Raw genomic sequence first — 21,857 nt, 5'->3', positions numbered from 1 at the left:
CTGTTCAGAACTACAACGCGTGAATATTAATCACACTGCGAAAGCGACAAGAAGGCGGCCCCACACGAGCAACACAAGTCGCTCACATCTCCGTCGCCCCGCACCGCGAATCAGGTGTCAGTGGCACATGCGAGGGTGTCGGTATGAACAGGACACCTGACGGGCGGACGGTCCCGCCCCCGCACGCCGGCGAGCGGGACATGCTGGAGAGCTGGCTGGACTTCCACCGTGCAACTCTGGCGATGAAATGCGCCGGGCTCGACGACGACCAGGTGCGTCGCACCTCCGTGACGGCATCGTCGCTGACCCTGCTGGGTCTGGTCCAGCACATGGCCGAGATCGAACGCAACTGGTTCCAGCGGGTCTTCGCCGCACAGGACGTCCCGCCGGTCTACGGGGCCGAGGGGGACGCCGGTTTCGCCCTCGTACCGGACCGCGGTCTCGACGAGGCGCTGGCGACATGGCGGACGGAGGTGGAGCGGGGCCGCGAACTGACCGCCGACGCCTCGCTCGACGCCCCCGGCAGACTCTCGAAGGAGAACGCGGCCGTGGTCGGCGACGACCATGTGTCCCTGCGCTGGATCCTGGTCCACATGATCGAGGAGTACGCGCGCCACAACGGCCACGCGGACCTGCTCAGGGAGAGCATCGACGGCGTCGCGGGCCCGTAGGGCGTCATGGGCCGCGGAGCGTCACCGCCCCTGTCGTGCGCCGCGGAGCCGGCCGTGAACACCACGGTCCGCCGCGCCGTCAGCGGACCGCCACCGTCCACCGCTTCGTCACCGGACCGCCACCGTCCGCCGCGCCGTCAGCGGACCACCACCGTCCACCGCTTCGTCAGCGGACCACCACCGTCCACCGCTTCGTCAGCGGACCACCACCGTCCGCTGCGCCGAGAAGTCGCCCCACTTGCCGTCCGGCAGCTTCGCCCGCAGTTTGAGGCTGTAGCGGGTGCCGGGCGCGTCGGTCACGGTCATGGTGTACGCGGCCCTCCCCACGGGCGGCTCCGCGCCCCACACGATCGTGGTCGCCAACTCGCCGTTCAGGAACAGCTGGTGCTCCTTGACCGGCGCTCCGGTCTCCGGCGGGGTCCATGTCAGCTCCACGGCGCCCTTGCGCGCGGTCGCCTCGAGGCCAAGGGGAGCGGTGCCCGGGCTGTCGTCACCCGGAGCCGCGGGGGTCGTGAGGTCGACGGAGTCGCTGTCGGGCGAGGAGTTCTCCGAGGCGTCCCGCGCCCGTACGGTGAAGGTGTAGACGGTGCCGGGCCGCAGCCCGGTGACGCGTGCGGTGGTCGCGGCGCCGCCCACGCTGTGGATGCGGGAGTCCTCCTGGTAGATGTCGTACGAGGTGACACCCGTGTCGTCGGAGGCCGGCCGCCAGGTCAGGGTCACCGCCGTGCCGCCGTCCACGCGGCCCTCGAGCTGACCGGGCCGGGTGGGTGCCCTGCGGTCGTCGGGTGCGGGGGCCGGCGTGGTCACGGATGCCACCGCGCTCGGCTCCGACAGATTCCCGGCCGCGTCCCGCGCCCGCACCGTGAAGCTGTACGCGGTGCGGGGGGTCAGCCCGTCGATGTCGACCATGTGCCTGCTTCCCGGCAGGGACTTGACCTTGGTGCCCTTGCGGTAGACCTCGTACCCCGTGACGCCCTTGTCGTCGGTCGAGACGTCCCACATGACGTGCACGGACGTGGCGCTGCCTGCCTGTGCGGTCACATTGGACGGAGTCGACGGCGGCCTGCCGTCCTTCCTCTCACCCCCGCAGGCGGTCAGGAGCGTGAGGGCGGTGAGCAGGATCGCGGCCGAACGGGCCGACGCGGTGATGGTGGGGGGACGGTGCACGGTCGGGCCTCCGCGTAGCGACGACGGGCATTGGTCCAGACCTGTATGACACAGTCCGGTGCTCCCCACAAGGGACCGAGTGCCGCGCGACGACGCGCGGGGACGTACTCCCCCGCGTACCTTGGCTGCACCTGATGACTTCCTTATGGCTTCTTGAAGAAGCCCCGACATGACGGCCCTCGCGGCCGTACCGGCCTACGATCTCGAACAACCCCCCACCGTGGCACCGGTGGGCGCGCGACAGCGCCCCACCGGTACCACGAGTTTCGAAGTCGTCCTCCCGAGGTGCCGTACGCATGGGTTCCCACAGAGCCACCCGCCCCCACGCCGGTTCACACGCTCGCCCCAGGGGCGGGCGGGCCCGCAGCGCCGTGCTGGCGCTGGGCGTCATCACGGTCACCGCCGGAGTCGGGGCCACGCTGGCCGGCGACTGGGACAAGGACGGCGCGGCGGGCAGGGTCGAGACCGACGCCGCCGGCGATCTGCCCACCACGGGCGACGAGGATTCAGCGGCGGGCGGTGCGTCACCGCTCGCGACACCCACCGGCATTCCCGGTGCGACCGCCTCGCCGAGCCCGGGCGCCACCACCTCCGCCGCGCCGAAGCGGAAGCAGACGCTGAGCCCGGCGGACGCGTCGAGGACCGCGGCACGGGCGGCGACGCAGAAGGCCGGCGGCGGCACCAGCGGCGGTACGGGAGGTTCCGGGACCGGGTCCGGGTCCGGGTCCGGCGGGCCGGCTTCCGGGACGACAGGCGGTTCGGGCGGCTCCGACACCGACGATCCGAGCAGTCCGGAGGCCCAGGTGCTCGCGCTCGTCAACCAGGAGCGCGCGTCGGCCGGCTGCTCACCGCTGAAGGCGAACGCGAACCTCACTCAGGCGGCCGACGACTACAGCGACGTCATGGCCCGCAGCGGCGTCATGTCGCACACTGGCCCCGACGGCTCCACGATGACGAGCCGCGTCGAGGCCGCGGGATACCGGTGGTCGACGCTCGGCGAGAACATCGCCAGGGGCCAGTCGGACGCGGCCGCCGTGATGAAGGCGTGGATGAACAGCCCCGGCCACCGCGCCAACATACTCAACTGCTCGTTCACGGAACTCGGCGTCGGCGTCCACTTCGGCGACGGCGGCCCGTGGTGGACCCAGAACTTCGGCGCCGGCCGCTGAAGGGCACACCGCTGAGGGCCTTCCCCGGCACCTGATCAGCCGTCCGGCGCGCGAGCCCATGTCAGCGTCCCACGGCCTGGGGCTCGCCGTCCTGGGCCCGCGCCCGGCGGAACGTCCGGCCGCGCCCGGCGCCGACCGCCAGTGCCCGGCGCACGATCCGGGTCAAGTGCCCCTCGCGCCCCGGGCACCGTTCACGCCAGCGCGAACGACACCCGCACCCGCGCCCCGCCCATCGGCGAGCGGCCGATCTCCAGCTCCCCGTCGGCGGTCCCCGCCGCCCTGGCCACGATGTCGAGGCCGAGCCCGGTGCCGCCCGCTCCGCCCACGCTGACGCCCCGCGTGAGCGCCGCGCCGGGGTCGTCGATGCCGGGCCCGGCGTCGTCCACGACCAGCGACACGTGCCGTGGGCCGCGTTCCACCCGTACGGCGAACGCGGTGCCCTGCGGCGTGTGCCGGAAGACGTTGCCGATCAGGGCGTCCACGACGGCCGCGAGGTCGTCCTCCGGGAAACGCACGGGTGTCGGGCGCGGCGTGGAGGAGCGTTCGCAGAGTCTGCCCTGCTGCGTGGCCAGCACCGACCAGAACTCGAGCCGCATCGCCACGACCTCGGCCACGTCACAGGGCCGCGTCGCCGTCTGGCCGGTGGCCGGGCCGGCGGCGAGCGGGGTACGGGCGGCGGCGATGATCGAGTCGAGTTCGCTCTCCAGTTGCGCCACGGCCGCGGTGACCCGGCGGGCGCTCGGAGTCGTACCCATCAGGTCCGCTTCGAGGTACAGGGCGGTCAGCGGGGTGCGCAGGCGGTGCGAGAGGTCGGCGACCATCTCGCGTTCGATTGCGAGCAGTTCCACGACACGGTCGGCCATGGTGTTGAACGCGGCCCCCGCCTCCTGCAGTTCCGGTGGTCCGTCCGGTTCCACCCGTACGTCGAGATCCCCGGAACCGAGCGCGAGCGAGGCGCGCTTCAGGCTCTGCGAGGAGCGGACCACCCGGCCGCCCAGCCGGTCGGCGACCAGCACCGAGCCGCCCACGAGTCCGAGGGCCAGCAGCGACATGACACCCCAGGACGCCCATACGCCGCGGGTCAGGTCCGCGCCGGGTACGAACGCCTCGACGACCGCGACCCGGTCCTCCGGCAGTACGACGGGCTGGAGGTAGACCCACCCCTCCGCGGTGTCCAGGGCGAGCGTCTCCCGCTTGCGCACGGCGCGGTCGAGCGCCTCCCGCGGGGCGTGCGGGGTGCCGACGAACCCGCCGTCCGGCAGACGCACGGCCAGCTGGTCGCGGAAGTCCAGCTCCGCGACGGCCTGCTGGACATCGCCCCGCCTCGTGGTGAGGGCAAGGACCGGGGACAGCGCCGACGCACGCTGCTCGGCGGCCGTCGTCACCCGGTCTCGCGCCTGGTCACGGACCAGCAGGGCGAGGGGGATGAGGAAGGACAGCGCCACCATGGACGTCACGGCCAGCGCGATCCCGGCGAGGGCACGTCTCATGAGGGTGATGCGACCAGTTTGATGCCTATACCGCGCACTGTGTGCAGATAGCGCGGATCCGACGGCCTTTCGCCCAACTTGCGTCGCAGGGCGGAGAGATGGACGTCCACGGTCTGATCCTCCAGATAGGGCTGCTGCCACACCTCCGCGAGGATCCGCTTGCGCGACATGACATGGTCCGCGTTCGCCGCGAGATAGGCCAGCAGGTCGAACTCCCGCCGGGTCAGTGCCAGCTCCCGGTCGCCCAGGAACGCCGTGCGGGCGAGCGGGTCGATCCTGAGGTCCCCGACCTGCACGACCGGCTGCCGGTCGGCCCCCTCCGCCACCGGGGCGGACCGGCGCAGCACGGCGGCGAGCCGGGCGGCGAGCTGACCACCGGAGAAGGGCTTGACCATGTAGTCGTCGGCCCCCGCGTTGAGCAGCCTGATGATCTCCGTGTCGTCGTCCCGGGCGGTGGCGACCAGGACCGGCACCCGTGAGATGCCGCGAATCATCCGAAGCACGTCGAGCCCGTCCAGATCGGGCAGTCCGAGGTCGAGCACCACGATGTCCGGCAGGCACTGGGTGACTTCGCGCAGCGCCTCGAAGCCCTGGTGGGCGGTCTTCACCGCGTATCCGTGCCCGGTGAGGACCTCGATCAGCGCGGCCCGGATGACTGGGTCGTCCTCGACGACAAGTACGGAGGCCATGAGCAGGCACGTTAGCCGGTCCGTCAGTATGGTGTCGTGTCCCGCCTCCCGCGTTATCTGCTCATCTGGCTCTCGTGCACCGCGGCCAGCGTCACGGCCGTGATGCTCACGGTCCATTTCGTGGTGGGTTCGACCAGACCGACGGCGCCCGTCGCGCAGTCGGCGCCGAAGGACTTCACGCCCTCGCCGCAGTCGTCGTCGCCCGCGGTCGACCCGTCCCCCTCCCCCAGTGCCACCCCGAGGCCCAGCACGCGCCCGCCGTCGCCCACACCGTCGAGGACGACCGGGAAGCCGCGTACGGCGACGCCGACGCCCGCGTCCCGTACGACCCTTCGCCCGCCGGACGAGGCGCCCACCGCGGGCCTGGAGGGGAACCAGGGCTGCGAGGAGGGCGGCTCGGGGGTGCAGACGATCTCCTCGCAGGGCGGCAAGGCGACCGTGCGCTACGGGAGCGGCGGGGTGTGCCTGATCTCCGCGGTGCCGAACCAGGGCTTCACGGTCTCAACGTCCCAGACCGCCCCGGAGACGCTGACGGTCACGTTCTCGGCCGCCCGCCACCGCTCGGAGATCACCGCGACGACCGAGCCCTCGGACCGGGCGAGCGTACGGGAGACGTCGTTCTAGCGCCCCTCCCGGCAAGCTGTGCCCTGTCGCGCCGCCCGCACGCACCCGCTCCCCCATAGCCTTCGGGCACGGGAGGTGCCCCCGGCACCGGACGACGCTACTTCACGGGCGGACATTGCCGGTCGCGGCAGTAGGTGCCGGGGAGACGTCGTTCCCGGCGGGGAAAGGTCCGGCCAGCAGCTCGGGGAGCCGGCGCATGTCGTCGAAGACGACGGTGCCGGGGCCCTCCAGGCGCGCCGCCGGCGTCAGGCCGCCGCAGTAGCCGAAGGCGCGCATACCGGCCGCGCGGGCGGCCCTGACCCCGTACACGCTGTCCTCGACCACCGCGCACCGGGCGGGGTCGGCGCCCATGGAACGGGCGGCGTGCAGGAACAGGTCAGGGGCCGGTTTGCCCCGGGTCACGTCGGCGGCGCTGAAGATCCGGCCCTCGAAGTGGTCGCTCAGCGCCGTGAGCCGCAGGCTGCGCCGGATGCCGTCGTGGTCCCCGTTGGACGCCACACAGACCGGTGCGGCGAGGCCGGCCAGCGCCTCCGCGACGCCGTCGACCGCGGTCAGCTCGGCCGCGATGGCGGCGTCGTAGAGATGCTCGTACCGCTGCTGCCAGCCCTTCTCCAGACGTCGCCCGAGGCGCTCCTCGATCACCGCCGTGCAGACCTCCGCGGACGAGCCCACGAACCGCTCGATGATCTCGGCCTCGGTGAACGCGGCTCCGAGATCGGCCGTGACGATCGCGTCGATCTTCACGCATATCCGCTCGCTGTCGACGAGAACGCCGTCGCAGTCGAAGATCACAAGGTCGAGGCTCTCGGCGGTCATGGGCGGCAGCCTAGTGCCGTGACCGGCGAGGTCTGCCCGTGAAGGAGCGTCGTCCGGAGCGAGGGGCACGTCCCGCGCCGGAGGCTGCCGGGGAGGGCGTGCCGGGCGGCGCGACGGGGAAGGCATGGAGGGGCACAGGGACGTCACCCGATGCGTGTGCCGGTCCCCGTCACCCGTACCCGCTTGTCGCCCTCGCGCAGTTCCACGGTCAGCGTCCCCGGCCGGCCCATGTCGGCGCCCTGGTGGAGGGTGAGCACCGACGCCTCGGCGATCAGGCCCAGTTCGCGGGCGTACGCGCCGAACGCTCCGGCCGCCGCGCCCGTCGCCGGGTCCTCTACGACACCACCCACCGGGAACGGGTCCCGCACATGGAAGACGTCCGCCGACTCGCGCCACACCAACTGCACGGTGGTCAGATCGAGTCGGCGCATCAGGGCCTCGAGACGGTCGAAGTCGTACGCCAGATCCGCCAGCCGCTCACGGGTCGCGGCGCCGAGCACCAGGTGCCGGGCACCGGCGAAGGCGATACGGGGCGGCAGCGCGGGATCCAGGTCGGCGGCCGGCCAGTCGAGCGCCGCCAGCGCCTCCGCCAGGTCCGCGTCCGTGACGTCCTCGGTGTGCGGCTCGACCGTGGTCAGCGTCGCCCGCACCACTCCGTCCTCCTCGCTGACCGTCACCGGCACCGTCCCGGCAGGCGTCGCGAAGACCAGGTCGCCGGTGCCGATGCGCTCGCCGAGAGCGATGGCGGTCGCCACGGTGGCGTGCCCGCAGAACGACACCTCCGCCTTGGGGCTGAAGAAGCGGATGGTGAAGGTCCGTCCCGCCTCTCCTTCGAGCCCTTCCGGCGGCGCCGTCAGGAACGCGGACTCGCTGTATCCGAGCTCAGCGGCGATGGCGAGCATGTCGCTGTCGCTCAGCCCGGCGGCGTCGAGGACGACCCCGGCGCGGTTGCCTCCCTCGGGGTCGGTGGAGAAGGCGGTGTAGCGCAGAACCTCGTTCTTCGTTGTCATGATCACCGGAACGCCGGGCCGGCGGGAGTTGTTCCCGCCGAGGCCGGCCCACCGCACGGCCCCCTGGTCGTCAACTGCCGTGCCACGCACGTCCGTTCCGGGCGAACGGCGTGCCGCACCCTGGCGGCGGTCCCGCCCTCGCTCCTCGGGCCGGGGGTTCATGGAACGCCCCTGGAGCCCTGTGGTCGGACCACAGAGCAGGTGTGACATACCCTCGGAGCTTACGAGGAGCAGGTCTGGAAGGTGGGGCGATGGCAGCCGAGTGGCGTCCCGTGCGGCAGTCACGGACACATGAGCTCGTACTGGAGAGCATCGAGGAACGGGTGCTGTCCGGCGAGCTGAAGGCCGGCGACCGGTTGCCGCCCGAGCGCGAACTGGCACCCGTGCTGGGAGTGAGCAGGTCCGCGCTGCGCGAGGCCCTTCGGGTCATGGAGACGATCGGCGTACTGACCGCGCAGGTCGGCCGCGGCCCCGACTCCGGGGCCCGGATCGTCCGCAATCCCGACGACGCCCTGGGCCGGCTGCTCCGCCTGCACCTGGCGCTCGGGAGCTACGACCTTCAGGACGTGCTCGAGGCCCGCGTCGTGCTCGAGCGGTCGAGCTTCGAGGCGGCGGCCCGCTCCGCGTCCGAGGAGGATCTCGCGGAGGCCGGACAGATCCTCGACCGGATGCAGCGGGACGACGTCGATGTGGCGGAGTTCAACGAACTGGACACCCGCTTCCATGTCCAGATTGCGCGCAGCTCAGGCAATCAGCTGATCTCCACACTCACCTCCGCGGTCAGGGAGTCCGTGCGCACACTGATCCTGGACGCGGAGGAGGCGGACGAGGACTGGCCGGCCAGCGCCGCCGCGCTCAATGCAGAGCACACGGAGTTGCTGCGACTGGTCCGCGAGGGCGAGGGGGCCAGGGCTGCCGAGCTCGCCGAGCGCCACATCCGCGGCTTCCACGGCAAGCTCGTCACGGAGTCGGAGTCGGAGTCGGAGTCAGAGACGGAGTTGAAGCCCGACTCCGACTCCGACTCCGATTCCCGGTCGGAGACCGCGGAGGGGCCGGGAACGGAGTAGCGCCGCCCCCGGCCCGCGCCTCCCCTACGGCAGCATCCAGGACAGCACCGGCAGCGACTGCAGGTAGACCAGGGCACAGAGCAGTGCGAGCATCCCGAGGCTGTATCCGGCGACCTTGCGCAGCAGGATCCGTTCGCTGCCCGGCTGCTCGACCGCGGTCGCCGCGATCGTCAGGTTCTGCGGGCTGACCAGCTTGCCGACGACGCCGCCGGAGGTGTTGGCCGCCACGAGCAGCTGCGGATCGATGCCGGCCTTCTGTCCGGCGGTCTGCTGAAGCGTGGCGAAGAGAGCGTTGGCCGAGGTGTCGGAGCCGGTGACGGCCGTGCCGAGCCAGCCGAGCGTGGGCGAGAGCAGGGCGAACAGGCCACCGGCCGCCGCCAGCCAGGTGCCGACGGCCACGGTCTGGCCGGACTGGTTCATGACGTAGCTCAGGGAGAGCACGGTGGCCACGGTCGCGATGGCGACGCGCATGTTCTTGACGGTGCGCCCGGCTGCGGCGAGGGCCATTCCGCCGGTCATCGGGAAGCGGTCGCTGGACGTGAGGCGGTAGATGAGCGTGACCACGATTCCGGAGAGGATCAGCAGGGTGCCGGGATTGCCGAGCACCTCCAGCCTGTAGACCGCGCTGCCGGCCGGCGATCCGTCGGGGGCGAGCAGGTTTCCGTACAGACCGGGCCACTGGATCTCGAGGTTCGACGCGCCGAGCGCCGCGGGTGCGTCGATGCCGCCGGTCTTCAGCTTGGCGAGCCCGAAGATCGCGATGACCAGCAGATACGGCAGCACGGCGAGGCCCACCCGACGGGCTGTGAGGGGCTCCGGCTCCACCTGGGAGCGCTGGTCCTCCGGGGTGGTGGGGTGCCAGAACCGCAGCATCAGGACGGCGGCGGCGAAGCCGGCGAGGGCGGCCACGACATCGGTGAGCTCGTACGCGAAGTGGGCCGAGCACCAGAACTGCGCGACGGCGAACACCGCGCCGGTGACCAGGGCGATCGGCCACAGCTGGCGCAGTCCACGGGTGCCGTCGACCAGGAACAGCAGCAGCAGCGGGACGAACAGGGCGAGCACCGGACTCTGCCGGCCGACGACCGCGGCGATCTCGTCCGCCGGGATGCCGGTGAGGTTGCCCGCGGTGGTGATCGGGATGGCCATGGCTCCGAAGGCCACGGGCGCGGTGTTGGCGACGAGCACGGTGACGGCGGCGCGCAGGGGCGGCAGGCCGAGGGCCATGAGCATCGCGGCGGTGATGGCGACCGGGGCGCCGAATCCGGCGAGTGCCTCGAGGAGTCCGCCGAAGCAGAAGGCGATGAGCATGGCCTGGACCCGCAGGTCCCCGCGGCCGACCGCGCTGAACGAGCGCCGCAGGTCCTCGAACCGCTTGCTGATGACGGTGAGTTCGTAGAACCAGATGGCCGCGACGACGATCAGCATGACCGGGAAGAGCCCGAAGACCAGGCCCTGGCCGGCGGACAGGGCGGCCTGGCCGACCGGCATGCCCATGGCGAACACCGCCACCAGGAGCGCGGTGAGCAGTGCGCCGAGTGCGGACTGGAGCGCCGGCCGCTTGGCGACCATGAGCAGCACGAAGAAGGCTGCCAGGGGCACGAGGCCGAGGAGGGCCGTGGCCGCGAGACTGCCTCCGACGGCCTGGACGTCGGGTGTGTAGCCGGCGAGCGCGGCTGGGGATGCTGGGGCCACGGGAGTTCTCCTCATCGAGCGTAAGAGCGCAGTCAGTAGCGCACTGGCCCCGGCCGTATGTCAATAAGGTCTGACCAAAGTGTTGTCTACCGATGAACAATTCCCTGATGCACGCTAGTATGGTCCGACCTTACGAAAGTGGAGGCCTTCCCGTGCGCATCGGACTCTTCGCCACCTGCCTGGGAGACACGCTCTTCCCTGACGCGGTGAAGGCCACCGCACTGCTGCTCAGCCGCCTCGGCCACGAACTGGTCTTCCCGCCGGGACAGACCTGCTGCGGGCAGATGCATGTGAACACCGGCTACCAGCGCGAGCCCGTCCCCCTGGTGCGGACCTTCGCCGAGCAGTTCGGCGACAGCTCCATCGAGGCCGTCGTCATGCCCTCCGGATCGTGCGCCGGTTCCGTACGGCATCAGCACGGGCTGGTCGCCGAGCGGTACGGGGACGCGGCGCTGCGGTCGGCCGTCGCCGGCGTCAGCGCCAAGACCTACGAGCTGTCCGAACTGCTGGTCGACGTACTCGGCGTCGTGGACGTCGGCGCGCACTTCCCGCACCGGGTCACGTACCACCCCACCTGCCACTCACTGCGCATGCTGCGCGTCGGCGACAAGCCGCTGCGGCTGCTGCGCGCCGTCGACGGCATCGACCTCGTGGAGCTGCCGGAGGCGGACGCCTGCTGCGGCTTCGGCGGCACCTTCGCCCTGAAGAACGCCGAGACGTCGTCGGCGATGCTCGCCGACAAGGTCGCGGCGGTGACCGGCACCGGCGCGGCCGTCTGCACCGCGGGGGACTCCTCCTGCCTCATGCACATCGGGGGCGGGCTCTCCCGTATCAAGGCCGGGGCCACGACCCTGCACCTCGCCCAGATCCTCGCCGCCACCCGTACCTCGCCCCACCCCCTGACGGAGGTCGCACGATGAGCCGCAGCACCTTTCTCGGCATGCCCTCCGCGCCACCGCGCGCTCCGTACGGCGAGGGGAACCTCCGCGGGGAGCGGAAGTTCCCCGCGGCCGCGCACGGTGAGCTGCGCAACGAGCAGCTGCGCGGAAACCTGCACCGGGCCACCCACACCATCCGCGCCAAGCGGATCGCCGTCACGTCCGAGGTCGACGACTGGGAGCAGTTGCGGGACGCGGGCTCCGCGATCAAGACGGACACGATGAACCGGCTGCCGGAACTGCTCGAGCAGTTGGAGGAGAAGGTCACGGAGGCCGGCGGCACGGTCCACTGGGCGCGGGACGCGGCCGAGGCCAACGCGATCGTGACCCGCCTGGTCGCGGCCACCGGCAGCGAGGAGGTCATCAAGGTCAAGTCGATGGCCACGCAGGAGATCGGCCTCAACGAGCACCTGGCGGAACACGGCATCACCGCCCACGAGACCGACCTCGCCGAGCTGATCGTGCAGCTCGCGGACGACAAACCGTCGCACATCCTGGTGCCGGCCATCCACCGCAACAGGGACGAGATCCGCGACATCTTCCTCAAGGAGATTCCCGGCGTCGACCCGGAGCTCGACTCCGTACCGGCTCATCTCGCGGCGGCCGCACGGGCGTATCTGCGCGAGAAGTTCATGACCATTAGGGTCGCCGTGTCCGGGGCGAACTTCGGCATCGCGGAGACCGGCACCCTCTCCGTCGTCGAGTCCGAGGGCAACGGCCGGATGTGCCTGACCCTGCCGGACACCCTGATCACCGTCATGGGCATCGAGAAGGTGCTGCCGCGCTACCAGGACCTGGAGGTCTTCTTCCAGCTCCTGCCGCGTTCCTCCACCGGCGAGCGCATGAACCCGTACACCTCGCTGTGGACGGGCGTCACACCCGACGACGGCCCGCAGGACTTCCACCTGGTGCTGCTCGACAACGGCCGCACCGCCGCGCTCGCCGACGCCGTCGGCCGCGAAGCACTCAACTGCATCCGCTGCTCGGCCTGCCTGAACGTCTGCCCCGTGTACGAGCGGGCCGGCGGGCACGCCTACGGGTCGACGTATCCCGGCCCGATCGGGGCCGTGCTCACCCCGCAGCTGGCCGGCATGCACGAGGCGAAGAACGACCCCAACTCCTCCCTGCCGTACGCCTCCACGCTCTGCGGGGCCTGCTTCGACGCCTGCCCGGTGAAGATCGACATCCCGTCGCTGCTGGTGGAACTGCGGCATCAGCACACCGAGCAGACGGGCAGGACGGTGGAGAAGGCCGCCATGAAGGCCGCCGCCGGGGTGATGGCCAGGCCCAAGCTCTACACCGCCGCGCAGAAGGCCGCGGGACTGGGCCGGATCGCCGCCGGACGGGACGGGAAGATCTCGCATCTGCCGCCGCCGTTCAGCGGGTGGAGCGACAGCCGGGACACCCCGGCACCGCCCAAGGAGACGTTCCGGACGTGGCTGGCCTCGGCCGAGGGCGTGAACGCGCTGCGCACGGCGGCAAAGGACGCGCGGGACCGGGCCGAGCAGGGCCCCGGCGGCGAGAACGACTCGAACGAGGAGCAGCGATGAACGCACGGGAGACGGTCCTCGGCCGCGTACGGGACGCCCTGACGCTCGCCCCGAAGCCACCCGTCACGGTGCCGAGGGCCTACCGCACCGGCAGCACCCTGCCCGACGGGGAACGCCTCGCGCTGTTCACCGACCGCCTGGTGGACTACAAGGCGCGGGTCCACCCGTGCACCGCGGCCGACACCGCGGACACCCTCGCACGGGTGCTGCGGGAGCGGGGGGCCCGCACCGTCGGCGTACCGGCGGGGCTCGACCGGTCGTGGCTCGCCGCCTTCGACGGCACGGTCCAGGAGGACTCCGCCGACATCCCGGCACCCGGCCTCGACACGCTGGATGGCGTGGTGACGGCATCCGCCGCGGCGTGCGCGGAGACCGGCACCATCTTCCTCGACGGCTCGGCCGACCAGGGCCGACGGGCCCTGTCCCTCGTACCGGACCTGCATGTCTGCGTGGTCGACCTGTCCGTGGTCGAGGTCGGCGTACCGGACGCACTGGCCCGCCTGGTGCCGACGCGGCCCACGACCATGATCAGCGGCCCGTCCGCGACCTCCGACATCGAGCTGGAACGCGTCGAGGGGGTCCACGGTCCGCGCACGCTCGACGTGGTGATCAGGACGGACGCGTAGGGTCTTTCGTTCGGACCGTGCAGGCCCGCCGAGGACACCACCCCGGATTGACATCGCCGGCGCGTCAATCGTGACGATCAAGGTGTTGGCGCCGGTGGCGGCCCCGCTGCGAAGCTGGCCGCCTCGAGCCGGTGGCAAGGACCTGGGGGTTTTCCGTGGACGTCTTCCGTACGCAGGACGGGCCGGTGCGCGGGCGGCCCGTAGCCGACGGTGTGGTGGCGGTGCTCGGAATGCCTTACGCCGCACCGCCGTTCGGCCCCGGCCGGTTCGGGGAGCCGCGGCCCGCCGAACCCTGGCGGGAGGTGCGGGAGTGCACGCGCTTCGGGCCCGTCGCTCCGCAGTCGGCGCAGTTGCCGGGGGCGCCGTCGTGGACGCCCGGCGACAAGGACGTACTGACCCTCAACGTATGGGCGCCGCACGGCGCTTCGGCACTGCCCGTGCTGGTGTGGATCCACGGCGGGGCGTACGTCTTCGGCTCGTCCGCGCAGCCCGATTTCGACGGCACCGTCCTGGCGCGTGACGGCCGGCTGGTCGTGGTGACGGTCAACTACCGGCTCGGGTTCGAGGGCTTCGGGCACGTGCCCTCGGCTCCCCACAACCGCGGCCTGCTCGACCAGGTCGCCGCGCTGCGCTGGGTGCGGGACAACATCGCCGCGTTCGGCGGCGACCCGGACAACGTCACCCTGGCCGGGCAGTCCGCCGGCGCGACCTCCGTCGCCTGCCTGATGGTGACGGACCGGGCCCGGGGGCTGTTCCGCCGGGCGATCGCGCACAGCGCGGTCGGCCCTTGCCACTCGACCGGGCTCGCCGAGGAGATCACGTCGCGGGTGGCGGCGTCGGCCGGGGTGCGGCCGACGGCGCAGGCGCTGGCCGCCACGTCGCCCGAGGCCCTGGTCGCGGCATCTGACGAGGTGGCGGACGGCTACCGCCGCGACCCGGCGTCGGGTCACCTCCACTACGACCCGGCCCTCTACGGCCCCGTCGTCGACGGTGACGTCCTGCCGATGGACCCGTCGGCCGCGATGGCGGGGGGCGCGGCCGCGGGTGTGGACCTGCTGGTGTGCCACACGACGCAGGAGTACTGGCTGATGGACGCCGTCGGCAGCAGCGCGAAGGTCACGACGGATGGACAACTGCGCCGGTTCGCCGCCGACTTCGGCCTGCCGGCCGACCTCCCGGCACGCTACCGCGCCCACCTGCCGGACGGCACCCCCGTCCTCGACCTCTACCTCTCCCTCTTCGGCGACCTGCTGTTCGCCGAGTACAGCCGGCGGCTCGCCGAGTCGCACGCACGGGCGGGCGGCAGGGCGTTCATGTCCCGCTTCGACCGGCGGCGCACCGGACCCGACGGCGCCGAGGTGCGCTCATGGCACTGCGCGGACGTGCCCTTCGCGTTCGGCAACCACACGGTGTCCGCGGTCGAGTTCCTCATCGGCGGCCCTCCCTCCCCCGCGGACGACCGCCTTTCACAGCGCATGATCTCGGCCTGGTCGTCGTTCGCCACGACCGGCACCCCCGGCTGGCAGCCCCTCGACCCGGGCGGCTCGGGCCCCACCCACGTCTGGTCCCCCGACGACACCCACCCGCGACCGCCACTGCCGGACACCCGGTCGCTGTCGCGGGAGTTCGACTACCGGCCGCTCGGCCCCTGACCCTGACCCTGCCCCTGCCCCTGCCGCGGGCACGGAAATCCAGTGCCGTGAAGAGTCGTCCCCGTGGCACGCTCTGCCGGTGCAGCAGACGACTCCTTACGACGCCGACCGCGCCGCCTACCCCCGCCGGGCGCTCGCGCGCCTGGTCCTGTCCGACCACGCGGCCGGTGTGTCCGCGACCGCCGACTCCCTGGCGGTCACCAGGTTCGACGTGTACTCCGGGCCGGGCGGCCGGGTCAGCGAGGCGCAGGCGCTCGCGTGTCTCGCCCAGGAGGTGCTGTCGGACGCCGTGATCTACGAACGTGAGCGCGGCACCTCGTGGGAGGACATCGGCCGATACCTCGGCATCGACGCCGCGGCCGCGAAGGAGCGGTTCACGCCGGCTCTCGACCGCTGGACCGACGCGTTCGAAACCCCCTACGCACTGGACGAGACCGGACGCAAGCGCGTCGTGCGGCTGCCCAGCGCGGCCTACGACCCCGCCGACGCCTGCCGGCGGCTCGACCTTCGGGCCCACCTGCGCCTCGGCCTGCGGCAGGACGACCGGGCCGTCAGCGGCGCACTGCTCGCGGAATCCGCTGCCGACGGGGTGCCCGATCCCGAGGTCCATGAGATGAGCGGCCGGATCCTGAGGGGCAACCTCGGGCCCTTTCTCGACCTGCTGGAGGAGTACGTCCTCTTCCACGACTTCGACGAGCCCGACCGGGACACCACCGCTTGGGGCCTCGACGACACCGACGACGCGACGCCGGGCCGCTGGTACACCCGCCGCCTGGACGGGTCACTCCACGCACTGGACGTCCATCTGGCGCGCACGGCCGACGGGCGCGAGCTGTCGGTCCGTGTCGCCGGCGCCGTCTCTGCCGAACTGCGCCTGCGGATCGACACCCTCTTCTCCGCCTTCGCGGCGCAGGACGACGCACATCGAATCGCATCAGCACCGGACGGCGGGCGGTAGCGGGACCGAACGACCACCGTCTCCGCCGTTCCCTGTCAAGTTCTCCGTGTTGAGACTCGGTGCTCTCCACCCGCATCCTGCTGGACTTCCTCGGCTGGCCGGGCCGCGTCCTGACCGCCGGCGGGCTGCCCGCCCGGACCGAGCGATCCGAGCGCCTCGCCGACCTCACCGCCGCAGCTGGTGCCGGCACGTATCTGTGCGGGACCGGCGGGGTGACGTATCTCGACCCGGCCCCGTTCGCCGCCCGCGGCATCGCTGTGACCCCGTTCCTGCCCCCGGCCGCAGGGATCTGGGCTCCGCCCGGCGCGTCACCTCCCTGTGGGCCCTGGCCCGCCTCGGCCCCGTCGGCCTTGCCGCCCGGCTACGGGCCCTCGCCGGAGCCCCGGACCGCTCGAAGCCGCGGCCTGAGCACGTATCGCTGTACTTCCCCCCTTTCGACGCGGCCTTGCAGGGCGTGAGCGGTGCGCAAGGCGGACGAACTGCTGGACGCGGGAGTCATCTTGATCGAGACGAGAGAAGCACGGAGGATCGTGTATGTGGAGGCGCACAATGACAGTCGTCCCTACACGGATCGGACGTCTGCCCGGGATCTTGAGGAGCAGTACGGGATCCTCCGAGCACAGGCGCTCACTCCGCGCGAATCGCTGGCCTTTGTCGAGAAGTTGCTTGGAGAGAGATGAACGTCGAAGCGACAGTGCAGACCGTTCCGGAGTCAGCCTGGTTCAAGAGCAGCTACAGCAGTGGCGAGGGTGGCGAGTGCGTCGAGGTCGCGACCGGCCCCGGCACAATCCACGTCCGAGACTCGAAGTTCACGACGGGGCCGAACCTGCGTGTGACCTGCGAAGGCTGGACGGCGTTCGTGGAGTTCGCCGCGCAGGGCTGAGCGTGCAAGAGGGGCGGCGCCCCGTCACCGGATTGCACCGGGAACGGGGCGCCGTGGTGTACGCGCCTGTACGCGAGCCGGGTGAGGTCAGGCGGTCCGGGACGGTGACGGGCTGATCATCTCGGACAGCACGGAGTGCAGGTCCTCGCCGGGCAGCGGGCGCAGCGCGGCGGAGAGCCGGTCCGCCCGGTAGCGCCAGCGGCGGGCGAGGTCGGGGTGCGCCTTCTCGTCGAGGACGATCTCGCTGCCGCCGCCGAGGAGTCCGACGAGTTCGGCGGCCAGGTCCGCCCAGGACACGTGTCCGCCCACCGCGTTGGCGACTCCGTGGACCGGTGAGTCGAGGCAGGCGGTCACGGCCCGTGCGAGGGCCGCGGCGTGCACCCACGGTGTGCCGTACCAGGCGTGGCCGCCGGCGCCGGGGGCCGGCAGGGTGATCGGGTCGCCTGCCAGGGCGGCCTGGTAGAGCATCCCGGTCGCGCCCCAGCGCAGTTGGTCGCGCAGCCGGTCGTGTGCACCCCAGACGATGGGCGCGCGCACGGCGCTCGCGCCGCCGCGGCCCTCGGTGCCGGCGGCCCGCAGCAGCAACTGCTCGCAGTCGAGCTTGGCCTGACCGTACGGACTCAGCGGCTGCCGGGACGCGGACTCCTCGGCCACCTCGTCCTGTGCGGGCTGTCCGTAGGCGTCGACGCTGCTGACGAAGACGAACGGGCCGCCGCGCCAGGCGTCGACCATCGCCTCCATGGCCGCGACGTCGATCTCGGGGCGGGTGAACGTGCAGGCCGCGTGGATCACCGCGTCCGCACCGGCGACCGCGGCCCGCAGCCCGTCGAGGTCGCTCAGGTCGCCCTCGACGACCTCGATGCCGTCCCCGGTGACCAGATGAGCCGACTCCGGGCGGGCCAGAGCCAGCACCGGACGGCCGGTGGCGGCCAGTTCGCGCAGTACGAAGGCGCCGACGCCGCCGGTGCCGCCGGTCACCAGGACCGTGCCCTCACGCGTACCGCTCCTGCGCGCGGGCCGCTGGGCGGCCGTGGCCGCGGCAGCCGCCCGCTCCGACGCACGGCCGTCCAGCAGGGCCGTGACGGCGCGCGGGGTGCGGGCCTGCATGATGTCCAGTCCGGTCATCGGCAGCCGCAGACCGGTCCGCAGCCGCTCGGCGAGCTGAACGGCGGTCAGTGAGTGACCGCCGAGGGCGAAGAAGTCGTCGTCCGGACCGACGGCCCGGTCCAGCAGCGCCGTGAACGCCGCCGTCACCGCCTCGGCGTGCGGTCCGGACGGGGCCGCCGGCACAGGAGCGCCGGGCAGCCGGCTCACGTCCACCGCGCCGTCGGACGTGCGCGGCATCGCGTCCAGCAGGGTGACCACGCGAGGGACCAGGTCCCGGTGCAGGCCGTCCCTCAGATGTGCGCGCAGTTGTACGGGCGACGGGCCGCCGATCCGCCGCAGGACGGCGTAGGCGATCAGAGGTCCACCGGCCGGATCGGGTACGTGGGCTTCCGCGACCTGCGGGTGCGCCGCGAGCCGGGTCTCGGCAGGATGGCGGTCGGTGTCCTTCGCGCCCGGTTCCTGGGCCGGCGGTGCGTGCCTCTCGCCGGGCAGTTCGGAGAGCCTGAGTCCGGGATCGCCCGCGACGGCGGTCAGCAGTGCGGCGAAGGACCGTCCGAGCGACTCGCCCACCGTCTCGTCCAGCGCGGTGGGGGCGTACCGGACGAGCGTCGCCGGGCTCCCGGTTTCCAGGAGGCCGAACGACAGGTCGAACTTCGCGCCGCCGCCGTCCACTTCGACGGCGTCCGCCCGTGTGCCCGGCAGCCGCAGCGCCGTGGGCTCGCGCAGGACGTCGGAGGTCACCCGTACCAGGGCCGTCCCGTCGGCGGCCCGTGCCGCGGCGCCGAGCCGCTCCATGATCAGGTCGAACGGCACGTCGCGGTGCGCCTGTGCCTGGAGCAGCGCGTCCCGTACGCGCTCCACGAGCGTCGCGAACTCCGGGTCGCCGGACAGGTCGACCCGTACGGGCAGGGTGTTGACGCACAGGCCCACCAGAGCGCGCATGGCCCGGCCTTCGCGGTGGGTGGCCGCGCAGCCGATGACCAGGTCCTCCTCGCCGGTGAGCCGGTGCAGCGCGGCGAACGCGGCGGCGAGTGTCACGGTGAAGACGGTGGCGCGGCGCTGCCGGCCCAGTTCGCGCAGGGCGGGCAGTACCTGTTCCGCCAGCGGCACGGTACTGGTGGCCGCCGGGCGGGAGACCGCGTCGGAGGGCTCTGTGGCGGGCCGGGGCAGGCGCGGCGGGGTGGCTCCGGTCAGCAGCTCGGTCCAGTGGCCGAGGCCCTGCTCGAGCCGGTCGGCGGCGGCGTGCTCCCGGCGGGCGAAGTCGGCGTACTGCGGGGGCTCGGGCAGCTCCGGCTGCTCGCCGCCGGTGGCGTTGCCGTACAGCAGCGCCAGCTCCTCGGCCACCGTCTCCAGCGAGCCTCCGTCGATGGATATGTGATGGAACATCAGCAGCAGTGTGTGGTCCTGCGGACCGTGTCGCAGCACCAGGGCCCGCGGCAGGGTCGAGACGCCCAGGTCGAACGGGCGGTCCGCCTCCGCGGTGAGCAGTGCCGTGCCGTCGTCCTCCGCGGCGAGCTCGACCACCGGCACCTCGACGGTGTCCGGAGCGGGAAGCACCTCCTGGTACGGCTCGCCGTCGCGCTGGTCGTACCGTGTGCGCAGGATCTCGTGGCGTCGCACCAGCGCGGTGAGCGCCGTACTCAGCGCGGCCGCATCGAGCGGTCCGCGCAGGCGGGTGGCGAACGGTACGCCGTACAGGGCTCCGCCCCGGCCCAGCCGCTCCATCAGCCACATCCGGCGCTGCGCGTGCGAGAGCGGGGCCGGGCCGCCCTGCTCACGGGTCTTCTCGGGTGCCGGGGAGGTGCCGGTTCCGCGCGCGGCGGCGCGGGCCCGGCGCAGCAGTGCCTCTTGCAGTGCGGCGCTCGTTTCAGCGGCCATCGGTGTCCTCCAGGGCATCGGGGTGCAGATCGTCGTGGGTGGCCAGCAGTACGCGTTCGACCAGGGCTGCCTGCTCGGCCACGGTCGGGGCGGTGAAGAACTCGGCGAGGGTCAGTTCGACGCCGAGGTCCTCGCGCAGGTCGTCGACGATGACGAGGGCGAGCATGGAGTGGCCGCCGAGGGCGATGAAGTCGGCGTCCGGCGCGGTCACTTGTGAGCCGAGCGAGCGGCTCCACACGTCGGCGACGGCCTGCTGGAGCGGGGTCATCCGCGCGGCGGCGCCGGCGGTCGCGTCGGCCGTCCCGTGGGCGGCGAGCAGGCGGCGGTCCACCTTGCCGGTCGGGGTCAGCGGCAGGCGCTCGACGAGGGTCAGTTCGTCGGGGACCAGATGGGCGGGCAGCAGTCCGACGAGGCGGGTCCGCAGGGTCTCGGGCCGGGGTACGGGGCCGGGTGCGGCGACCACGAAGGCCGCCAGCCGGGCGTCGTCGGCGCTGGGACGCCGCACGGTCACGGCCGCGTCGTCCACCTCCGGCTGCTCGCGCAGTACGTGTTCGATCTCGCCCGGTTCGATCCGGAAGCCGCGTACCTTGACCTGGTCGTCCATGCGGCCGTGGAAGTCCAGGAGTCCGTCCGGGCGTGTCGAGACCAGGTCACCGGTGCGGTAGAGCCGGCCGAACGTCGGGTGGTCGACGAACCGTTCGGCGGTCAGGGCGGGCTGTCCGGTGTAGCCGTCGGCGAGCCGGCTGCCGCCGATCCACAGCTCTCCGCGTCCGCCGTCCGGGACGGCTTGTCCGGTCGCGTCGAGCACATGGGCGGTTGCCCCGGCGACGGCGCGGCCGATCGGTATCTGCTCGTCGCAGTCGGCGTCGGTCACGGGGTGTGTGGTGGCGAAGACCGTCGTCTCGGTCGGTCCGTAGGCGTTGATCAGTTCCAGCCAGGGGAACGCCCGTCGTACGGAACGGGCGTGCCCGGCGGCCAGTGCCTCGCCTCCGACGACCAGGGTGCGCAGCGGGGTGAACACCCGTGACCGGCGTGCGGCGAGCTGGTGGAACAGTGCCGTGGTGAAGAACGCGACGGTGACGCCGTACCGCTCCACGTCCTGGGTCAGGTCCTCGAACGAGGGCCGCTCGGAGGTGCACACCACCACGGCCGCGCCGTTGGCAAGGGCGCCCCAGACCTCGAACGTCGAGGCGTCGAACGTCGTCGGTGAGTGGAACAGCACGCGGTCGCGCGGGGTGATCGTGACGTAGGCCCGGTCGGTGACCAGACGGGCGACGGCGGCGTGCGGAACGGTCACGCCCTTCGGCCGGCCTGTCGAGCCGGACGTGAACATGATGAACGCCGGCGCATCGGACGCCGGGAGGCACGGTGTCAGCTGTCCGTCGGCCGAGGGGGCTTCGGCCAGGTCGTCGTGGTGGAGTACGTCGTCGGACAGCACCATCGCCGAGCGTGTCCGGTCGGCCGCCTCGAGCAGTTTGGCGTCTCCGACGGTCAGGCCGGCCTCGGAGTCGGCGAGCATCGCCTCGATACGCGGCCGTGGATGCGCCGGATCGAGCGGCACGCAGGTCGCGCCGGCCCACCACAGCGCGACCTGGGCGACGACGGTCTTGGCCGAGCGGGGAAGGAGCAGCGCCACACGGTCACCGGGCCGGACGCCCCGCTCGTACAGGTGCCCGGCCAGTCGGCGGGCGCAGGAGACGAGCTGTGCGTACGTCAGGGTGGTGTCGCCGTCGGCGACGGCCAGGGCGTGCGGGTTCCGTTCGGCCTGCAATATCAGCAGGGTGGTCAGTCGCGTCGTGCTTTGCGGCGTGCCTTGCGTCGTGCCTCGGGGCGTGCCTTGCGTCGTGTCTCGCGTCGTGCCTTGCGT

The 21,857-nt window shown here is 72.3% G+C and carries 20 protein-coding genes and 1 pseudogene; 12 read left to right on the top strand and 9 right to left on the bottom strand.

Features of this window, described 5'->3' with window-relative positions:
- The first annotated feature begins 143 nt into the window (after positions 1-143).
- The gene (locus ACFYV1_RS03080) at positions 144-671 is read left to right on the top strand and encodes a DinB family protein (protein WP_389393589.1); all 528 of its coding nucleotides are present in this window, start codon (positions 144-146) and stop codon (positions 669-671) included.
- 195 nt (positions 672-866) lie between these two features.
- Here ACFYV1_RS03080 and ACFYV1_RS03075 read toward each other — a convergent pair whose 3' ends face one another.
- Positions 867-1,838 carry a fibronectin type III domain-containing protein gene (locus tag ACFYV1_RS03075; RefSeq protein ID WP_389393588.1) on the bottom strand — a complete coding sequence of 324 codons (972 nt, stop codon included), beginning with the start codon at positions 1,836-1,838 and terminating at the stop codon, positions 867-869.
- Between the two features lie 296 nt (positions 1,839-2,134).
- On the opposite strand from ACFYV1_RS03075, the gene ACFYV1_RS03070 reads away from it, so the two are divergent.
- A complete protein-coding gene (locus tag ACFYV1_RS03070; protein WP_389393587.1) occupies positions 2,135-3,007 on the top strand; it encodes a CAP domain-containing protein in 873 nt (290 codons plus the stop codon).
- Between the two features lie 191 nt (positions 3,008-3,198).
- On the opposite strand, the gene ACFYV1_RS03065 is transcribed toward ACFYV1_RS03070, so the two are convergent.
- From ACFYV1_RS03065 to ACFYV1_RS03055, 3 genes are read right to left on the bottom strand one after another with little or no spacing between them, the layout of a single operon-like run.
- The gene (locus ACFYV1_RS03065) at positions 3,199-4,497 is read right to left on the bottom strand and encodes an ATP-binding protein (protein ID WP_389393586.1); all 1,299 of its coding nucleotides are present in this window, start codon (positions 4,495-4,497) and stop codon (positions 3,199-3,201) included.
- Entirely contained in the window at positions 4,494-5,186 is a 693-nt protein-coding gene (locus ACFYV1_RS03060; protein WP_389393585.1) for a response regulator transcription factor, read from the bottom strand. The genes ACFYV1_RS03065 and ACFYV1_RS03060 overlap by 4 nt, the downstream gene beginning before the upstream one ends.
- A gap of 53 nt (positions 5,187-5,239) precedes the next feature.
- On the bottom strand, positions 5,240-5,542 hold the full coding sequence (locus tag ACFYV1_RS03055; protein WP_389393584.1) for a hypothetical protein: 303 nt from the start codon (positions 5,540-5,542) through the stop codon (positions 5,240-5,242).
- A 46-nt stretch (positions 5,543-5,588) separates the two neighbouring features.
- Between ACFYV1_RS03055 and ACFYV1_RS03050 the strand changes: the two genes are divergently transcribed.
- Positions 5,589-5,810, top strand: a complete 222-nt coding sequence (locus tag ACFYV1_RS03050; protein ID WP_389393583.1) for a hypothetical protein — start codon at positions 5,589-5,591, stop codon at positions 5,808-5,810.
- Between the two features lie 102 nt (positions 5,811-5,912).
- Here ACFYV1_RS03050 and ACFYV1_RS03045 read toward each other — a convergent pair whose 3' ends face one another.
- Both ACFYV1_RS03045 and ACFYV1_RS03040 read right to left on the bottom strand, forming a co-directional pair.
- Positions 5,913-6,626: an HAD family hydrolase gene (locus ACFYV1_RS03045; protein ID WP_389393582.1), complete on the bottom strand. Its 714-nt coding sequence runs from the start codon at positions 6,624-6,626 to the stop codon at positions 5,913-5,915.
- Between the two features lie 143 nt (positions 6,627-6,769).
- Positions 6,770-7,636 carry a PhzF family phenazine biosynthesis protein gene (locus ACFYV1_RS03040; protein WP_389393581.1) on the bottom strand — a complete coding sequence of 289 codons (867 nt, stop codon included), beginning with the start codon at positions 7,634-7,636 and terminating at the stop codon, positions 6,770-6,772.
- A gap of 251 nt (positions 7,637-7,887) precedes the next feature.
- Here ACFYV1_RS03040 and ACFYV1_RS03035 point away from each other — a divergent pair, with 251 nt between their 5' ends.
- Positions 7,888-8,703 (top strand): FadR/GntR family transcriptional regulator, encoded by an 816-nt coding sequence (locus tag ACFYV1_RS03035; RefSeq protein WP_389393580.1) that lies wholly within the window; start codon positions 7,888-7,890, stop codon positions 8,701-8,703.
- 24 nt (positions 8,704-8,727) lie between these two features.
- Here ACFYV1_RS03035 and ACFYV1_RS03030 read toward each other — a convergent pair whose 3' ends face one another.
- Positions 8,728-10,398 carry an L-lactate permease gene (locus tag ACFYV1_RS03030; protein WP_389393579.1) on the bottom strand — a complete coding sequence of 557 codons (1,671 nt, stop codon included), beginning with the start codon at positions 10,396-10,398 and terminating at the stop codon, positions 8,728-8,730.
- Between the two features lie 152 nt (positions 10,399-10,550).
- Here ACFYV1_RS03030 and ACFYV1_RS03025 point away from each other — a divergent pair, with 152 nt between their 5' ends.
- The 8 genes and pseudogenes from ACFYV1_RS03025 to ACFYV1_RS02990 all read left to right on the top strand — a co-directional run bounded on the left by ACFYV1_RS03025 (position 10,551) and on the right by ACFYV1_RS02990 (position 17,005).
- Complete coding sequence (locus tag ACFYV1_RS03025; RefSeq protein ID WP_389393578.1) at positions 10,551-11,318, top strand: (Fe-S)-binding protein; 768 nt, start codon at positions 10,551-10,553, stop codon at positions 11,316-11,318.
- Positions 11,315-12,886, top strand: a complete 1,572-nt coding sequence (locus ACFYV1_RS03020; protein ID WP_389393577.1) for a lactate utilization protein B — start codon at positions 11,315-11,317, stop codon at positions 12,884-12,886. Before ACFYV1_RS03025 ends, ACFYV1_RS03020 begins: the two co-directional genes overlap by 4 nt.
- Complete coding sequence (locus ACFYV1_RS03015; protein WP_389393576.1) at positions 12,883-13,512, top strand: lactate utilization protein C; 630 nt, start codon at positions 12,883-12,885, stop codon at positions 13,510-13,512. Before ACFYV1_RS03020 ends, ACFYV1_RS03015 begins: the two co-directional genes overlap by 4 nt.
- A 155-nt stretch (positions 13,513-13,667) precedes the next feature.
- Complete coding sequence (locus tag ACFYV1_RS03010) at positions 13,668-15,164, top strand: carboxylesterase/lipase family protein (protein ID WP_389393575.1); 1,497 nt, start codon at positions 13,668-13,670, stop codon at positions 15,162-15,164.
- Between the two features lie 79 nt (positions 15,165-15,243).
- Positions 15,244-16,122: a hypothetical protein gene (locus ACFYV1_RS03005; RefSeq protein WP_389393574.1), complete on the top strand. Its 879-nt coding sequence runs from the start codon at positions 15,244-15,246 to the stop codon at positions 16,120-16,122.
- Positions 16,123-16,181: 59 nt separating this feature from the next.
- Positions 16,182-16,580, top strand: coding sequence for a WbqC family protein (locus ACFYV1_RS03000; RefSeq protein ID WP_389393573.1), 399 nt, complete (start codon positions 16,182-16,184; stop codon positions 16,578-16,580).
- A 24-nt stretch (positions 16,581-16,604) separates the two neighbouring features.
- Positions 16,605-16,802, top strand: a pseudogene (locus ACFYV1_RS02995) (Scr1 family TA system antitoxin-like transcriptional regulator); the annotation flags it as partial.
- Entirely contained in the window at positions 16,799-17,005 is a 207-nt protein-coding gene (locus ACFYV1_RS02990; RefSeq protein WP_389393572.1) for a DUF397 domain-containing protein, read from the top strand. The pseudogene ACFYV1_RS02995 and the gene ACFYV1_RS02990, both read left to right, overlap by 4 nt.
- A gap of 87 nt (positions 17,006-17,092) precedes the next feature.
- Here ACFYV1_RS02990 and ACFYV1_RS02985 read toward each other — a convergent pair whose 3' ends face one another.
- Positions 17,093-19,990, bottom strand: coding sequence for a condensation domain-containing protein (locus ACFYV1_RS02985; protein WP_389393571.1), 2,898 nt, complete (start codon positions 19,988-19,990; stop codon positions 17,093-17,095).
- Positions 19,980-21,761 (bottom strand): amino acid adenylation domain-containing protein, encoded by a 1,782-nt coding sequence (locus tag ACFYV1_RS02980; RefSeq protein WP_389393570.1) that lies wholly within the window; start codon positions 21,759-21,761, stop codon positions 19,980-19,982. Before ACFYV1_RS02980 ends, ACFYV1_RS02985 begins: the two co-directional genes overlap by 11 nt.
- Positions 21,762-21,857 lie beyond the last annotated feature (96 nt).

Origin of the sequence: Streptomyces sp. NPDC003023 (genome assembly GCF_042888225.1) — a bacterium.
In the GTDB taxonomy this organism is placed as follows: domain Bacteria; phylum Actinomycetota; class Actinomycetes; order Streptomycetales; family Streptomycetaceae; genus Streptomyces.
This window is presented reverse-complemented; position numbering and strand designations above follow the sequence as displayed.

Bases quoted from the DNA above. Each gene is read 5' to 3' on its own strand.
- ACFYV1_RS03080 (WP_389393589.1), top strand. From the start codon at position 144: ATGAACAGGACACCTGACGGGCGGACGGTCCCGCCCCCGCACGCCGGC.
- ACFYV1_RS03070 (WP_389393587.1), top strand. From the start codon at position 2,135: ATGGGTTCCCACAGAGCCACCCGCCCCCACGCCGGTTCACACGCTCGC.
- ACFYV1_RS03065 (WP_389393586.1), bottom strand. From the start codon at position 4,497: ATGAGACGTGCCCTCGCCGGGATCGCGCTGGCCGTGACGTCCATGGTG.
- ACFYV1_RS03060 (WP_389393585.1), bottom strand. From the start codon at position 5,186: ATGGCCTCCGTACTTGTCGTCGAGGACGACCCAGTCATCCGGGCCGCG.
- ACFYV1_RS03045 (WP_389393582.1), bottom strand. From the start codon at position 6,626: ATGACCGCCGAGAGCCTCGACCTTGTGATCTTCGACTGCGACGGCGTT.
- ACFYV1_RS03040 (WP_389393581.1), bottom strand. From the start codon at position 7,636: ATGACAACGAAGAACGAGGTTCTGCGCTACACCGCCTTCTCCACCGAC.
- ACFYV1_RS03035 (WP_389393580.1), top strand. From the start codon at position 7,888: ATGGCAGCCGAGTGGCGTCCCGTGCGGCAGTCACGGACACATGAGCTC.
- ACFYV1_RS03020 (WP_389393577.1), top strand. From the start codon at position 11,315: ATGAGCCGCAGCACCTTTCTCGGCATGCCCTCCGCGCCACCGCGCGCT.
- ACFYV1_RS03015 (WP_389393576.1), top strand. From the start codon at position 12,883: ATGAACGCACGGGAGACGGTCCTCGGCCGCGTACGGGACGCCCTGACG.
- ACFYV1_RS02990 (WP_389393572.1), top strand. From the start codon at position 16,799: ATGAACGTCGAAGCGACAGTGCAGACCGTTCCGGAGTCAGCCTGGTTC.
- ACFYV1_RS02985 (WP_389393571.1), bottom strand. From the start codon at position 19,990: ATGGCCGCTGAAACGAGCGCCGCACTGCAAGAGGCACTGCTGCGCCGG.